Below are 14825 nucleotides of genomic sequence, written 5' to 3'. Positions count from 1 at the left end.
GACATGGCCTGATTTGCCCCCTTGACCGCTGGCTACGGTGGTCGGGTCCGATCGGCCACGCAATCACGGGGAAGAGGTGACGGCGATGGGGGCGCCGATGCGTTCACGCCTGCTCGATTTCGTGGAGCCGGATCCGCCGGGAGGCGCTGCCTCGGGGCAGGAACCGGACACACGTCGTTCGCACCTGATGGACCTCGTCGAGGCGGCACCTCCTACGAGTGCGGCCGAGGACGGCCGGCCCCGCCCCAAACCGGGTGTGCCGCCCTACCACACACCGGTGTTCGTCCCGGCACACCCGAGGTCCGTCGCGTCGACGGGGACGAGCGGGCGCCCGGCACGGGTGCCGTTCATCGTCTGCGAGCTGTTCGCCCACCCGGCCCACGGCAGTGTGGCCTTCGCCTTCACCGCACTGGACAAGCTGGTCGAGGCGCTCGGCGAGGCACAGCCGTGGGTCGCCGCCTCGATCGGCCCCCTGGCCGAGGCCATGGACGAACAGGGCGTCGCCGTACTGCTGGATCCGGTGGTCGCACCCCAGGAACCCAACTGGCGGCCGGAGGACCTGGCCGCCTACGCACGGGAGGTACGCCGGTGACGGCCGACTTCAAGGTCATCTACGACGACCTCGCCACGCTGGCGAAGACCTTCCACGACCAGGCCGACGACTACCGGAAACTGAAACCGGACGTGACACCGCCCGTGGTCAGCGGCGGCGACCCGGGGCTGGACAGCGCGATCAAGGAGGTCGCCGACCTCATCGAGAGCATGCACATCCTCCTCGCGGACCGGCTGGACGAGCACGGCGACAAGGCCGCGTACGCGCGTGACTCCTTCCACCGGCACGACGTGGACGTCCACGGCCTCTTCGAGGACCTCACCCCGGAGGACTGGCACTGATGGGCGACAGCTGGGTGGGCGGCGACATCGGCGGCCTGCACACGATGGCCAACACGTACAAGAACGCCAAGGACAAGCTCGACGGCGTGGTGAAGCCGCTCAGCAATGCCGTCGAGAAGCTGGCGGGTGACGCGAGCTGGAAGGGCGACGCGGCCCAGACGTTCCGCGGCAAGTGGAGCGAGGACCAGATCACGGCCGGCGGCTTCGCCGAGCTGGTGCATCAGGCGGGCGAGATCCTGGGAACCCTCGCCGACGCGCTGTCGACCTGCGAGACGTCCCTGCAGAACGCGGAGCACATCGCCGCCGGCAAGGGCGTGGCGACGGACGCCACGGGGGCGCCGCAGCCGATCATGACGGCAGACCCGCCGAGCGCGGCGGACCAGAAGACCATCTCCGCGATGAACGACTACGCCAAGGTGCGCGATGAAATCCTGCACACCGCCCAGCACGCGCGGCTGACGGCGGCGCAGCAGCTGCAGGGCCTGTACGACCAGGTGACGTCGAAGGACGGTGCGGCGTCCACCGGGGACAAGGTCACCATCGCCGACTACCTCCGCGGCCTGTACGCGTACGACGCCGAGGACGCCCGAGCCGGCGGCGCGAAGGCCCACGCGAAGCTCGACGACGCCAAGAACGCGGCACAGGCCGCCAAGAAGGAACTCCGGGCGGAGCGCAAGGCGTACCAGAAGGCGGGCGAGGCACTGCCCAAGGACCTGCCCGCCAAGAGCGCCTACCGCGACGCGCTCACCAAGGTCGACGACCTGGAGAACGCGATCGCCCGCGCCGAGAACGGCAGCACCGCACTTCCCTACGACCGTGCGCTGAACGTGAAGCTGGCCGACGCCGCCGACCTGCTGCGGGCGGGCGAGGGCCTGGAGAAGGTGCCGGACTTCCTGAAGGAGATCCCGGTCCTCGACGTCGCCGCGGCCGGCGCCTGCGGGCTGCTGGAGGCGTCCAGTGACCATGACGCGGGCTGGTCGTGGCAGCGGTCGATCGCGACCGACGGCGGCGCCAACATCGCCGGCCTGGCCGCCGGCACGGCCATCACGGCGGGCCTCGTGGCCGCCGCACCGTTCGATGTGCCGGTCGCCGTGGCGGCCGGGGTCGGCGGGGCCGTCGTGATCGGCGCGACCGGCATCATCGACCACTCCCTCCACGAGCACTGGAGCGAGGACATCCACGATCACGGGGTGGTCGGCGGCGTGCTGACCGGCACGGGGCACGTACTGTCCAAGACCGGGGGCGACTTCAAACGACTCGGAGAGGACGTGTGGCATGGCATCACGAGCATCTTCTGAGGCCCCCGACGCCCGTGTGCCCGCCCGGATCCCGTCCCTCAACGGGCTGGGCACCAGCTGGTACGAGCGCGGCACGGGCTACTGGCTGCGGCGGGTGCGTCTGGCCGTCCTGATGCTGGCGGTGCTGGCCTTTCTGTGCTTCGCCGCCGTCGAGCTCTACACGGGGTTCCGCACGGTGCTGCCGTCGGGCGTGCGCCCGGTATGGGACTGGGCGCAGGTTGCCGGGGCCTGCGCGGCCCTGCCCTGGGGATGGGTGGTGCAGCGGCGTCAGCATCGCGGGCAGCTCCTCGATCCGCCCGAGCCGGACGAGTTCCGCAGCCGCAAGAGCGGGGAGGTCCGCCGCACTGCGGGGCTGGCCTACGTCGGCCGCGGTCTGCTGGTACTCGCGGCGCCCGTCCTGCCGGCGCTGGCCGGGTTCGCCGTCGGCTGGAGCGCCGGCATGCTCACCGTCCGCGAGTACCCCAGCGAGGTCGGCGCCCGCCGCTGGCTGGAGGCGCACCCCACCGGGCCATGACGCGCAGGCGAAACCCTCTGGGCCGCTGCCGGGGCTGGGCACCACCTGGTACCGGCGAAGTCGGCGCCCGCCGTCGGCTCGAGGTGCAAAAACGGGCAGAGTGGTACGTCGTGAACGCGCTGCCGTGATCGGCCGGGCACGCTGCGAGTTTCCGCTTCCGCCCCACAGGGACTCGTGTGACACTGGCGTCCCACGCCCACCCCGCGGACCCCTTCCGTACCCCCTCCCCCACCCGAGAAGTGCGCCGTGCGTTCTCTTCCTCTGCCGCTCGCCCTCACCGCGCGGATCTCGCCGGTCGCGGTGCTCGCCTGCGCCGGCTGGGCGCTGACGTCCGGGCCCGCGGCGTCGTCGGCGACCGCCGGGCACCAGACGGCCCAGAGCTCGTCCAGCCAGTCCTCTTCTTCCTCTTCTTCCTCCACCGGCCCGTCGTCCACCGCGGCGGCGAAGGCGTACAGCAGTGCGCCCTCGCCCTGCACCAGTGTGTCCGCGGCCACCGTCAAGTCCCTGGTGCCGGGGGCGAAGACGAGCGGCAAGGAGATCCCGTCCACGGACACCAAACTGCGCCGCACCTGTTCCTGGAACGCGCTGAAGGGCTACGACTACCGCTGGCTCGACGTCTCGTTCGAGATCAGCGGGTCGGACCAGGAGACGACGCAGGAGTACGAGCAGCGGGTGAAGGAGAAGAGCGGCGGCGGGGCCGTGCCGGGGCTCGGGAACAGCGCGTACTCCGTCGTCAACCTCACCACGGAGGACAAGCAGCAGACGCGCGAGGGCGTGGTGATGGTCCGGGTGTCCAACGCCCTGGTGATCGTCACCTACAACGGCAGCAACTTCGACACGAAGAAGGCGCCCGGCACGGACGAGATCAACAAGGGGGCCATCCAGGCGGCGCGGGCCGCGGTGGGCGCGCTCGGGGGCGGGCAGTCGCAGTCCGGCTGACCGCCCCCGGACTCCCTTACGCGGCGGTCTCCCTGCGGCCGCCGGTCAGCAGGGTGAGGGCCAGGTAGAGCACCAGGGAGGTGCCGAGGCCCACCGCCCAGCCGTAGTCGGCCAGGGAGGACAGGGCGGGGATGGGGCGGCCGTCGATCAGGGGCTTGAAGCTGGCGCCGCCGACCGCCAGGACGCCGCCGGACAGGAAGGCCACGACCGCGCGCCAGTTCCAGCCGCCCGCGTACCAGTAGCGGCCGCCGGTGCGGTACAGGTCGCCGAGGTGCAGGCGGGTGCGGCGCAGCAGCCAGTAGTCGGCGACGAGGATGCCCGCGACCGTGCCGAGCAGCCCGCCGACCAGGCCGAGCCAGGTGAAGATGTAGCCCTGCGGGTCGGAGTACAGCTTCCAGGGGGAGATCAGGACGGCGAGGACCGCGGTGATCAGGGCACCGGTGCGGAAACTCACCTTCCTGGGCGCCACGTTGGAGAAGTCGAACGCCGGGGAGACCAGGTTGGCGGCGATGTTCACGGAGAGGGTGGCCACCAGGACCGTCACGAGCGCGTAGAGCAGTCCGGCCACGTTGTCCGTCTTCGCCGCCAGCTGGACCGGGTCCCAGACCGGCTTGCCGTACACCGCCTGGGAGCCGGAGGTGACCAGGACGGACAGGAACGCGAAGAGGGTCATGGTCGTCGGCAGGCCGAGGGCCTGGCCCCAGGTCTGGGCCTTCTGGCTCCTGCCGTAGCGGGTGAAGTCCGGGATGTTCAGCGACAGCGTCGACCAGAAGCCGATCATGCCCATCAACGAGGGCCAGAAGATCTTCCAGAAGCCCCCGCCCCAGCCGAGCCTGGAGGGCTGGTCGAACAGCGGGCCGACGCCGCCCGCCTTGCTGCTCATCCACCACAGCATCACGAAGGCGCCGACGAGCACGAAGGGCGCGGCCCAGTTCTCGAAGCGGCGGATGGTGTCCATGCCGCGGTAGATGATCGCGACCTGGATCGCCCAGAAGATCGCGAACGACAGCCACATGGTCCAGGCGTAGCCACCGACGTGGGCCGCGTTCGACCAGCTGTCGCCGATCAGCTTCCCGGCGAGGAAGTAGATCGCCTCGCCGCCGATCCAGGTCTGGATGCCGAACCAGCCGCAGGCCACCAACGCCCGTACGACGGCGGGCAGGTTGGCCCCGCGCACCCCGAAGGAGGCTCGGGCGAACACCGGGAAGGGGATGCCGTACTTGGGGCCGGCGTGCCCCGTCAGCAGCATCGGTACCAGCACGATCAGGTTGGCGAGGGCGATGGTGAACACCGCCTGCTTCCAGTCCATGCCGACGGCGATCAGGCCCGAGGCCAGCGTCCAGGAGGCCGTGTTGTGGGCCATGCCGACCCACAGGGCGGAGAAGTTGTACGTGGTCCAGGTGCGTCTCTCGGCCGGGACCGGGAGCAGGTCCTCGTTGGCGTACGGACCACTGGGCGGCGGGGTGCCGGGAGCGAGTTCCACGCGCCCGTCGGGGAGGGTGACTTGGCCGGACAGGGGTATGGCCGTGGGAGCGGTGTCGGTCATGGGCTGGCCAATCGGGGTGAGGTGGGTCGGGAGTGGCCGTGCGGGCACCAGCCCCCTCCCCGGTGGCGGGGAGGGGAGACCAAGAGGGGCGTGGGGGGTGAACTCGACGGGGCGGCTCAGGCGTTGACTGCCGGGATCACCTGCGTGCCGTAGGCGTCGATGGTGGCCTCCTGCGCGTCGTGCATGTCGTACACCGCGAACTGGTCGACGCCCAGCGCGCGTAGCGCGGTCAGCTTCTCGATGTGTTTCTCGGCCGGCCCGATGACGCAGAACCGGTCGACGATCTCGTCCGGCACGAACTGGGTGTCCGGGTTGCCGCTGCGCCCGTGGTGGGCGTAGTCGTAGCCCTGCCGTGCCTTGATGTAGTCGGTGAGGGCGTCGGGGACCTGGGCGGAGTGCTCGCCGTACTTGGCGACGAGGTCGGCGACGTGGTTGCCGACCATGCCGCCGAACCAGCGGCACTGCTCGCGGGCGTGGGCGAGGGCCTCGGGCGAGTCGTCGGCGGTGACGTACGCGGGGGCCGCCACGCAGATGGTGACCTCGGACGGGTCGCGTCCGGCGGCTGCGGCGGCGTCCTTGACGGCCTTCACCATGTACTCGGTCAGATACAGGTCGGACAGCTGGAGGATGAACCCGTCGGCCTCCTCGCCGGTCATCTTCAGCGCCTTCGGGCCGTAGGCGGCCATCCAGACGGGGAGTCGGGCGCCCGGCTTGATCCACGGGAACTTCACGACCGTGCCGCCGCCGAGGTCGGCGGAGTCGCCCCGGCCGAGGGCCCGGATGACCTTCATCGCCTCGCTGATGCGCGCGAGTGTGTTGGGTTTGCGGCCCGCGACCCGCATCGCGGAGTCGCCGCGGCCGATGCCGCAGACGGTGCGGTTGCCGAACATGTCGTTGAGGGTGGCGAAGGTGGAGGCGGTGACCTCCCAGGTGCGGGTGCCCGGGTTGGTGACCATCGGGCCGACCTTCAGCTTCGAGGTATTGGCCAGGATCTGGCTGTAGATCACGAACGGCTCCTGCCAGAGCACGGCGGAGTCGAACGTCCAGCCGTACGTGAACCCGTTGCGCTCGGCCCGTTTCATCAGGCTGACGACGCGGGAGGCCGGTGGGTCGGTCTGCAGGACGAGTCCGAAGTCCATGGGCGCCACTCCTAGTTGAGGTACTGACAGGTGGAGCGCGGGGTGAAGGCGCCGTGCCCGGCGTGCCCGGTGTACTCCCGCTCGCTGATGACGGGTTCGCCGCGCGAGAGCACGGTCTCGACCCGGCCGGTGGTGCGCCTGCCCTCGTAGGCCGAGTAGTCGACGTTCATGTGGTGGGTCTCGGCCGACATGACCTGCTCGGCGTGCGGGTCGTAGATCACGATGTCGGCGTCGGCGCCGGGGGCGATGGTGCCCTTCTTCGGGTACAGCCCGAACATCCGGGCCGGGGTCGCGCAGGCGATCTCGATCCAGCGGCGGCGGGAGATGTGTCCGTCGACGACGGCCTGGTGGAGCAGGTCCATGCGGTTCTCCACGCCCGGCAGGCCGTTGGGGATCCTGGAGAAGTCGCCGCGGCCCAGTTCCTTCTGGCCGGCGAAGCAGAACGGGCAGTGGTCGGTGGAGACGACCTGGAGGTCGTTGGTGCGCAGTCCCCTCCAGAGTGCGGCCTGGTGCTCCTTCGGCCTCAGCGGCGTGCTGCACACGTACTTGGCGCCCTCGAAGTCCGGCTCGGCGAGGTTGTCGGTGGACAGGAACAGATACTGCGGGCAGGTCTCGCCGAAGACGTTCAGGCCCTCGTCCCGGGCCCGCGCCAGCTCGGCGACCGCCTCCGTCGCCGAGACGTGCACGACGTACAGCGGGGCGCCCGCGACCTGGGCGAGCCGGATGGCGCGGTGGGTGGCCTCGGCCTCCAGCAGGGCCTTGCGGACCTCACCGTGGTAGCGCGGGTCGGTCTCGCCCCGGGCGAGCGCCTGCTCGACCAGGACGTCGATGGCGATGCCGTTCTCGGCGTGCATCATGATCAGCCCGCCGTTCTCGGCGGAGCGCTGCATGGCGCGCAGGATCTGTCCGTCGTCGCTGTAGAAGACGCCGGGGTAGGCCATGAACTGCTTGAAGGACGTGACGCCTTCTTCGATCAACAGGTCCATCTCCTTGAGCGTCTCCTGGTTCACATCGGAGACGATCATGTGGAAGGCGTAGTCGATCGCGCAGTTGCCCTCGGCCTTGGCGTGCCAGGTGTCCAGGCCCTCGCGCAGGGTGTGGCCGACGCTCTGTACCGCGAAGTCGACGATCGTCGTCGTACCGCCCCAGGCGGCGGCGCGGGTGCCGGTCTCGAATGTGTCGGAGGCGAAGGTGCCGCCGAACGGCAGCTCCATGTGGGTGTGCGCGTCGACGCCGCCCGGGATGACGTACTTCCCGGTGGCGTCGATGACCCTCCCCCACCCTCCGGGCGGGGGTGCCCCCATCTCGCTTCGCTCGGCGGTGAACGCCTCGGCGGCGGGGGTGCCTGAGGCGACGAGGGCGGCGACGCGGCCGTCCTCGATCAGCACGTCGGCGTGGATCTCGTCGGACGCCGTGATGACGAGACCACCGCGGATGACGGTACGGCTGCTCATGCTGCTCCCTCGGTCAACAGTGCGGTCAGGGTGCGGTCAGCGGTGTGTACGCCCCCGGTGCCCGGTCGCGGTAGAACTGCCAGCGGTCGCGGACCTCGCGGAGTTTCGCCAGGTCCAGGTCCCGTACGACGAGTTCGGTCTCCTTGTCGCTCGCGACCTCGCCGACGAACTGGGCCTCGGGGTCCACGAAGTAGGTCGTGCCGTAGAAGTCGTTGTCGCCCAGGTCCTCCACGCCGACCCGGTTGATCGCGCCGACGAAGTACTCGTTGGCGACGGCCGCCGCCGGCTGCTCCAGCTGCCAGAGGTAGCGGGACAGGCCGCGCGAGGTGGCCGAGGGGTTGAAGACGATCTCGGCCCCGGCGAGACCCAGCGCCCGCCAGCCCTCCGGGAAGTGGCGGTCGTAGCAGATGTACACCCCGATCCGGCCGACGGCGGTGTCGAAGACGGGCCAGCCGCTGTTGCCCGGACGGAAGTAGAACTTCTCCCAGAATCCCCGCACTTGGGGAATGTGGGTCTTGCGGTACTTGCCGAGGTAGGAGCCGTCCGCGTCGATCACGGCCGCGGTGTTGTACAGCACGCCCGGCTGCTCCTCCTCGTACATCGGCAGCACCAGGACGATGCCCAGTTCGCGGGCGAGGGACTGGAAGCGCTGGACGGTCGGGCCCTCGGGGATCCGTTCGGCGTACTCGTAGAAGGCCTTGTCCTGGACCTGGCAGAAATAGGGGCCGTAGAACAGCTCCTGGAAGCAGAGGACTTGGGCGCCCTGCGCGGCCGCGTCGCGGGCCGCCTGCTCGTGGACCTGGATCATGGATTCCTTGTCGCCGGTCCACGCGGTCTGGAACAGGGCGGCACGGATCACTCGGCTCATCGGGACCTCCGGTAGCTCGGTGTGCCGTGAGCGTAGAAAGCCCGCGCGGGCCGTTCGACTGGCAGCGTGTCACGTCTGCGGGCCGTGCGCGTGTCACCGTGTCACGTGTGCCGGATCCCATGTTTCACCGCCGTTTTCGCAGGTCGTCGCATGTTTCACCCCTGTTGCGCGTCATGCGCGAGGAGCGCGATGTGCACGGAGGCCGCCTGTTCGAAGTCGTCCAGGTCGACGCCGAGACGGGCCTGTATGGCCTCCAGACGGCGGTAGAGGGCGGGCCGGGAGACATGGTGGAGCTGGGCGGTGCGGGACTTGTTGCGGCCGGTGGCGAGATAGGTCCGCAGGACGTTCAGCAGCTCCGGTTCGGACTCGCACAGCAGCCCGTCCAGCTCCCGCTCGGCGAAGGACTGCACCTGCGGGTCGTCGCGCAGCAGCCGGACCAGTCCGCGCAGATGGACGTCCTTGAGGCGGATCACGGCCGGCAGGTCGAGGGCGGCCGAGGAGTCGGCGACGGCGTCGGCGACATGCCGGGCCTCGCGCAGCCCGGCGGGCACGTCGTCCCAGCCGGTCCGGGGGGCGCTGGCGGCGACCACGGCCCGTGACGCGGTGCGCAGCCGGGCCGCGAAGTGGGCGGTGAGGGCCTCGGCGTCCTGGTCGCGGGCGAGGCTGAGCAGTACGGCGGCCCGGCCGTCGTCGAGCTCGGCGACCAGCCCGGACATCCCCAACAGGCGCAGCACGCGGTCGAGTTCGTCCGGAGCGCGGCCGAGGACGACGAGCGGGACGAAGGTGCGCCGGTTGACCGGCAGCCCGGCCGCGCGTGCCCTGGGCAGCAGCCGGCACGCCGGTACGACACCGGAGAGCAGGTCGGTGAGAAGGCCCTGCGCGGACTCCTCCTCCCAGGAGTGCGCGGCGCCGCCGCCGAGCATGCGGTGCAGGACCAGCGCCTCGGCGGCCCGGTCGGCGAGCAGCCGCCCGGTGGCCGTGTCGCCCCGGTAGCCGCACAGCAGCAGCCGGCCCCAGCGTTCCCCGCGGCCGCCGAGTTCGGCGCTGATCCAGCCGCCGTCGGCGCCGGCTCCGGCCTGCCGGGCGATTCGTTCCCAGTCGCGCAGCACGTCGTCCACCGCGGACCGCTCCCCCGCCGTGGCGAGGACGCGGTGGGCGAGGTTGGTGACCACGACGGGGCAGCCGCTGTGCCGGGCGACCTCGTCGAGCAGCCGCTGCAGGGGCGCACCGGCCGTGATCAGGGAGGTGAGTTCGGTCCGTACGGTCTCCGAGAGGCTGACGGCGGCGAACTTCCGCCGTACGAGCCGGGACTGGACCTCCTCGGTCAGCTCGGCGAACGGGAAGGGCCGGTGCAGGACGACCATCGGCAGTCCGCACCGCTCGGCGGCCCGCCGCATCACCTCGGGCGGCGCCGGGAAGGCCCGCCCGAGGCCGAGCACGACGGCGGCGGCCTCCGCACGGTGCAGGGACTGGATGTACTCGGCCTGTTTGGCCTCGTCGCCGGCCAGGAGCACGCCGGTGGTGAGGACCATCTCGCCGCCGCTGAGCATCACCCCGACGTCGGCCGCCTCGGCGACGTGCACCCAGCGCACCGGCCGGTCGAGCTGCCCGGCGCCCGCGACCACCTCGGGTTCTCCGGCGAGCACCCGTTCCAGGGTGAGCACCTGGCGGACGGAGAGGGCGGGCTCCCAGGCGTATCGGGTCTCCGAGGTGGTGGTCATGACCGTACCGCCGTTCTCTAGTACATGCTCCTGAGCGCCCGTTCCAGGATCGCCGCGCCCTCCTCGGCCTCCGCGACGGTGAGCGACAGCGGTGGGGCGATGCGCAGGGCGCTGGTGTTGTGGCCGCCGCCCTTGCCGATGAGCAGTCCGCCCTCGCGGGCCGCCTCCAGCACGGCGGCGGCCGCCTGCGGATCGGCCTCGTCGGTGCCGGGCTTCACCAGCTCGATGCCGATCATCAGGCCGCGCCCGCGCACCTCGCGCACGCCGGGCAGCTGGGCGGCGACGGCCCGCAGCCGCTCGATGAGCAGGCCACCGACCCGGCGGGCGTTGCCCTGGAGGTCGTGTTCGAGGAGGTAGGTGAGGTTGGCGAGACCGGCCGCCATGGTGAGCTGGGTGCCGCCGAAGGTCGAAATGCTGTTGGCGTCGAGGCAGTTCATGATCTCGGCGCGGGCGACCACCCCGCCGATGGAGGCGCCGTTGCCGATGCCCTTGGCGAAGGTGACGATGTCCGGCGGGCCGCTGCGGGCGTGCGCCTGCCAGCCCCAGAAGTGCTCGCCGGTGCGGCCCCAGCCGGTCTGCACCTCGTCGGCGATCCACAGGACGCCGTGCTCCTTCAGGACCTCGCGGAAGGCGGCGTAGAGCCCGTCGGGTGGGGAGGTGAAGCCGCCGACGCCCTGGATCGGCTCGGCGATCAGCGCGGCGGGCGGCCGGGTGTGGCCGAGGATGTCCTTCAGGTCGGCGACACACGCGTCGATGAACGCGCGGTCGTCCAGCTCGGCGAACGGGCCCCGGGTGCGCACGCCGCCGTGGACGTACAGGGTCTGCAGCGGGGACAGCGAGGTCGGCGACCAGCCGCGGTTGCCGGTGATACCGACGGTGCTGAAGGAGCGCCCGTGGTAGCTGTTGCGCATCGCCAGGATCGTGTTGCTGCGCCGGTGGGCGGTGGCGAGCAGCAGGGCGGTGTCGTTGGCCTCGGTGCCGGAGGTGGTGAAGAAGACCCGGGTGTCCGGGATGCCGCTCAACTTGGCGATGCGCTCGGCGAGTTCGACCATCGGCCGGTTGAGGTAGAGGGTCGAGGAGTGGATGATCCGCCCTGCCTGCTCACTGACCGCCTTGGTCACCTCGGGCAGCGCGTGCGCGGTCATGGTCGTCAGGATGCCGCCGAAGAAGTCCAGGTACTTGTTGCCGGCGGAGTCCCAGACATGGCGGCCCTCGCCGTGGGTGATCTCGATCGGCTCGTCGTAGTAGAGGGCGAGCCAGTCGGGCATGACCTGGCGGTGGCGGGAGTAGAGGTCGTTCACGGCTGCACCAGCCCTTCGTAGGCGTCGGGGCGGCGGTCGCGGTAGAAGGCCCACTGCTGCCGCACTTCCTCGATCAGGTCGAAGTCGAGGTCACGGACGAGGAGTTCCTCGGACTTGTCGCTCGCGGCCTCGCCGACGAACTGCCCGCGTGGATCGACGAAGTAACTGGTCCCGTAGAAGTCGTTGTCGCCGTACTCCTCCTGGCCGACCCGGTTGATGGCGGCGACGAAGTACTCGTTGGCGACGGCGGCGGCGGGCTGCTCCAGTTGCCACAGATGGGCGGACAGCCCGCGGTGCGTGGCCGACGGGTTGTAGACCAACTGGGCACCGTTGAGCCCCAGTTGGCGCCAGCCCTCCGGGAAGTGCCGGTCGTAGCAGATGTAGACGCCGATCCTTCCCACGGCGGTGTCGAAGACGGGCCAGCCCAGGTTGCCCGGTTTGAAGTAGTACTTCTCCCAGAAGCCCTTGACCTGCGGGATGTGGTGCTTGCGGTACTTGCCGAGGTAGGTCCCGTCGGCGTCGATCACGGCGGCGGTGTTGTAGTAGAAGCCGGACTGCTCGACCTCGAAGACCGGGACCACGACGACCATGCCGGTCTCGCGGGCGAGGTCCTGCATCCGCCGCACGGTCGGCCCGTCGGGCACCGGCTCGGCCCAGCGGTAGTGCTCCGGCTCCTGGACCTGGCAGAAGTAGGGCGAGTTGAAGACTTCCTGGAACCCGATGACCCTGGCACCCCGCCGGGCCGCCTCACGGGCGTGCTCCTCGTGTTTCGCCACCATGGACTCGGTGTCGCCGGTCCAGGTGGCCTGGACCAGGGCGGCTCGTACGACGTTGGCCATGAGCTGCTCCTTCGACGGGACCGTCAGAGCCTCTACGCCCGTAGAGGGGGCCGTAGAGGGACGAACGTAAGCCTCCGGGAGGCCCTTGCCAAGACCATCGTCGTCAACCCGCGCAGTTGATCACGTTTCACACTCCGGTGGGTGAGCAAGGGTGTCACTCGAAGGGGTGAAACGGAGCGTACCGGGACGAGGTGATGGATTGCCGGTCACGTCGTGTGCCCGGCCACCCGCAGTGCGTGCACGAGATCCCAGTGCCGCTCGTCGGAGACGGCCTGCGCGGCGCGCAGCAGCAGGGGCACGAGCCGGTGCGGATCGGGTGCGACGCTCCGGACGGCCTCCTCCGCCGTACGGCCCCGCACACAGGCGTCCAGTAAAGCCGCCGCCTCCCGCCGGCGCCCCTGCTCCTCCAGCCGCAGAACGGCCGCGCCGACCTGCTCCGCCGGGCGGGCCACGCCCTGCCGCAGCATCTGCCGTCCGTCGGCCTCCCGTCCGGCGGCGGCGAGCGCGTCGGCGGCGGCGACCAGCCGCTCCGCGGGCAGCGAGGCGGTCTCCCACAACAGCGTGGCCCAGTCGGCACCCAGCCCGGCGCGGTGCAGGGCGTCGGCCAGCGCCGGGAACCGCTCGGCGGGCCAGTGCACGACCTCGACGAGCAGCACATGCGCCTCCCCGCTACGCCCCTCGCCCCGCAACCGCCCGAGCCGCTCCACGACCTCGGCCACCGCCGCCCCCGCCTCGGCGTCCACCACCGCGACGGAGACCGCCGCCGGCTCGCCCACCTCACCGACCCCGGCGAACCGCGCCCCACGCGGCACACGCCGCGCGGGTGCCTCCGGCGCGACCGACGGGGATACCTGCCGCGCGTCAGCAACAGCCCCGCCCTCCTCCGCCATCCCCGCGAACCGCGCACTGCCACGGCGGCGTTTACGGGGCTTGGCGGGCGGCCCGGGCTCGGAGGCCGAGGAGGAGGGTGAGGTGGCGCCCTGGGGGTCGACCGGGACGGTACGGGGAGCTGATGGGGTGACCTGTGGGGGGTGGGCGGCGTGGGGGGACGGCGGGGTGGGGGGCACGGGCTGACCGGCGTCAGGAGAGAGGTGGGTGGCTTGCGCCGCCCGGGCGCCGCCGGGAGGGGGCGAGGCGGCTTGCGCGGACCGAGTGGCGTCGGGAGACGGTGGGGTGGCTTGGCCCGCCCAGGCGCCGCCCGGAGAGGCTGAGGCCGCTTGCGCGGACCGACCAGCCCGAGAAGACAGTGGGGCGGCTTGGGCCGCCCGGGCGCCGCCGGGAGACGCTGAGGCGGCTTGCGTGACCTGAGCAGCGCGGGGAGACGGTGGGGCGGCTTGCGCGGACTGAGCAGCGCGATGAGGGGGCGCGGCGGCAGGCGCGGGGGTGACCGTGTGCGGGGCCGGCGGGGACGCCACGGCATACGGGGCCCGAGTCGAGCCGCCCTCAGCATGTGGGAACGGATCGGACCCGACCGTGCGCGGGGGGCGAGTCGAGCCGCCGGTCTGTGGGGCCGAGGCGGGTGCGGCGGCGTACGCGGCCCGAGCGGAGCCATCAGCATGCGAGGCCGCAGCGGGTGCGGCAGCGTGCGGCCCGGGCTCAGCGCCACTCCGCACCGCGCCCTCACCCACCGGCCCCCACCACTCCTCTCCCGCAGGCCGGCCCGCACGGTCGGCATCCCGGAAGGCCTCCGGCACCCCGGCAGGTGCCCTTCGCGCCGCACCCTCGCCCCCTGCCCCCAGTCGATCCAACTCCGCAAGCCGCGCCCGGAGTTCGGCGCACCTGGCGGTGGCGCGATCGTGGTCGTCGTGGGCCCAGGCGAGGTCGAGTTGGAGGGACTGGGGGTTCTCGGTGGGGGGCGGGGCGGACAGGAGGCGGGTGAGTTCGGCCCGGCGTTCGGCGGCGTAGCGCTGTTCGCGGAGCATCACGTCGAGGCGGTCCAGCAGAGTGTCCCGCGCGCCTGGCCGGGCGTCGTACGCCGTGAGCGCGGCACGGTACAGGGCGCGGGCCCGTTCCCGTTCGGCGGCCGCGGCGGCGGGGCCGTACACCGTGGCGAGGTCCTCCAGCAGTGCCTCCACCACGTCCCACGGCAGCACTTCGCGCCCGTCCAGGCAGGCCCGCATGCCGTCGGGGTCGCGTTGCCAGAAGACCCCGCTCCACCCTCCGCCCTGGTCGAGGCGCGCCAGCAGGCCGTCCAGGTAGCTCGCGAACTCCCGCACTCCACCTGGGAGTCGATCCACCGCCATCGCTCAGCTCCCGCCCGACCGCCGGCCCTTCCGGTGGGTAGGCAACACGAGTCGTGTTACGGCGCTGCT

Annotated in this window: 13 protein-coding genes; 5 read left to right on the top strand and 8 right to left on the bottom strand. The window is 71.4% G+C overall.

Annotation, left to right across the window (positions count from 1 at the left end; genetic code table 11):
• The first annotated feature begins 97 nt into the window (after positions 1–97).
• The 5 genes from ACWGJ5_RS21895 (at position 98) to ACWGJ5_RS21875 (ending at position 3645) form a co-directional block, all read left to right on the top strand.
• Positions 98–592 (top strand): SAV_915 family protein, encoded by a 495-nt coding sequence (locus ACWGJ5_RS21895; RefSeq protein WP_453311352.1) that lies wholly within the window; start codon positions 98–100, stop codon positions 590–592.
• Positions 589–894, top strand: a complete 306-nt coding sequence (locus ACWGJ5_RS21890; RefSeq protein ID WP_453311351.1) for a DUF6317 family protein — start codon at positions 589–591, stop codon at positions 892–894. Before ACWGJ5_RS21895 ends, ACWGJ5_RS21890 begins: the two co-directional genes overlap by 4 nt.
• A complete protein-coding gene (locus ACWGJ5_RS21885; RefSeq protein ID WP_453311350.1) occupies positions 894–2192 on the top strand; it encodes a WXG100 family type VII secretion target in 1299 nt (432 codons plus the stop codon). The genes ACWGJ5_RS21890 and ACWGJ5_RS21885 overlap by 1 nt, the downstream gene beginning before the upstream one ends.
• The gene (locus ACWGJ5_RS21880; protein ID WP_453311349.1) at positions 2170–2706 is read left to right on the top strand and encodes a hypothetical protein; all 537 of its coding nucleotides are present in this window, start codon (positions 2170–2172) and stop codon (positions 2704–2706) included. Before ACWGJ5_RS21885 ends, ACWGJ5_RS21880 begins: the two co-directional genes overlap by 23 nt.
• A gap of 246 nt (positions 2707–2952) precedes the next feature.
• A complete protein-coding gene (locus ACWGJ5_RS21875) occupies positions 2953–3645 on the top strand; it encodes a hypothetical protein (RefSeq protein ID WP_453311348.1) in 693 nt (230 codons plus the stop codon).
• A gap of 16 nt (positions 3646–3661) precedes the next feature.
• Here ACWGJ5_RS21875 and ACWGJ5_RS21870 read toward each other — a convergent pair whose 3' ends face one another.
• The 8 genes from ACWGJ5_RS21870 to ACWGJ5_RS21835 form a co-directional block, all read right to left on the bottom strand.
• Positions 3662–5191, bottom strand: coding sequence for an NCS1 family nucleobase:cation symporter-1 (locus ACWGJ5_RS21870; RefSeq protein ID WP_453311347.1), 1530 nt, complete (start codon positions 5189–5191; stop codon positions 3662–3664).
• A gap of 116 nt (positions 5192–5307) precedes the next feature.
• Complete coding sequence (locus tag ACWGJ5_RS21865) at positions 5308–6330, bottom strand: TIGR03842 family LLM class F420-dependent oxidoreductase (RefSeq protein ID WP_453311346.1); 1023 nt, start codon at positions 6328–6330, stop codon at positions 5308–5310.
• 11 nt (positions 6331–6341) lie between these two features.
• Entirely contained in the window at positions 6342–7784 is a 1443-nt protein-coding gene (gene hydA, locus ACWGJ5_RS21860; RefSeq protein ID WP_453311345.1) for a dihydropyrimidinase, read from the bottom strand.
• A gap of 25 nt (positions 7785–7809) precedes the next feature.
• Entirely contained in the window at positions 7810–8652 is an 843-nt protein-coding gene (locus tag ACWGJ5_RS21855) for a nitrilase-related carbon-nitrogen hydrolase (RefSeq protein ID WP_208897860.1), read from the bottom strand.
• A 155-nt stretch (positions 8653–8807) separates the two neighbouring features.
• Positions 8808–10373 (bottom strand): PucR family transcriptional regulator, encoded by a 1566-nt coding sequence (locus tag ACWGJ5_RS21850; protein ID WP_453311344.1) that lies wholly within the window; start codon positions 10371–10373, stop codon positions 8808–8810.
• Positions 10374–10390: 17 nt separating this feature from the next.
• Positions 10391–11641 (bottom strand): aspartate aminotransferase family protein, encoded by a 1251-nt coding sequence (locus ACWGJ5_RS21845; protein ID WP_453311501.1) that lies wholly within the window; start codon positions 11639–11641, stop codon positions 10391–10393.
• Positions 11642–11670: 29 nt separating this feature from the next.
• Positions 11671–12513, bottom strand: a complete 843-nt coding sequence (locus ACWGJ5_RS21840; RefSeq protein WP_453311343.1) for a nitrilase-related carbon-nitrogen hydrolase — start codon at positions 12511–12513, stop codon at positions 11671–11673.
• Between the two features lie 206 nt (positions 12514–12719).
• Positions 12720–14756, bottom strand: coding sequence for a hypothetical protein (locus tag ACWGJ5_RS21835; RefSeq protein WP_453311342.1), 2037 nt, complete (start codon positions 14754–14756; stop codon positions 12720–12722).
• Positions 14757–14825 lie beyond the last annotated feature (69 nt).

The sequence above is a fragment of the Streptomyces sp. NPDC054783 genome (genome assembly GCF_053611725.1).
The sequence above is the reverse complement of the archived record's forward strand: the minus strand, read 5'-3'. Positions and strand labels throughout refer to the sequence as shown.

Bases quoted from the DNA above. Each gene is read 5' to 3' on its own strand.
- ACWGJ5_RS21855 (WP_208897860.1), bottom strand. From the start codon at position 8,652: ATGAGCCGAGTGATCCGTGCCGCCCTGTTCCAGACCGCGTGGACCGGC.
- ACWGJ5_RS21840 (WP_453311343.1), bottom strand. From the start codon at position 12,513: ATGGCCAACGTCGTACGAGCCGCCCTGGTCCAGGCCACCTGGACCGGC.
- ACWGJ5_RS21885 (WP_453311350.1), top strand. From the start codon at position 894: ATGGGCGACAGCTGGGTGGGCGGCGACATCGGCGGCCTGCACACGATG.
- ACWGJ5_RS21870 (WP_453311347.1), bottom strand. From the start codon at position 5,191: ATGACCGACACCGCTCCCACGGCCATACCCCTGTCCGGCCAAGTCACC.
- ACWGJ5_RS21880 (WP_453311349.1), top strand. From the start codon at position 2,170: ATGGCATCACGAGCATCTTCTGAGGCCCCCGACGCCCGTGTGCCCGCC.
- ACWGJ5_RS21865 (WP_453311346.1), bottom strand. From the start codon at position 6,330: ATGGACTTCGGACTCGTCCTGCAGACCGACCCACCGGCCTCCCGCGTC.
- ACWGJ5_RS21835 (WP_453311342.1), bottom strand. From the start codon at position 14,756: ATGGCGGTGGATCGACTCCCAGGTGGAGTGCGGGAGTTCGCGAGCTAC.
- ACWGJ5_RS21895 (WP_453311352.1), top strand. From the start codon at position 98: ATGCGTTCACGCCTGCTCGATTTCGTGGAGCCGGATCCGCCGGGAGGC.
- ACWGJ5_RS21845 (WP_453311501.1), bottom strand. From the start codon at position 11,641: ATGCCCGACTGGCTCGCCCTCTACTACGACGAGCCGATCGAGATCACC.
- hydA (WP_453311345.1), bottom strand. From the start codon at position 7,784: ATGAGCAGCCGTACCGTCATCCGCGGTGGTCTCGTCATCACGGCGTCC.
- ACWGJ5_RS21850 (WP_453311344.1), bottom strand. From the start codon at position 10,373: ATGACCACCACCTCGGAGACCCGATACGCCTGGGAGCCCGCCCTCTCC.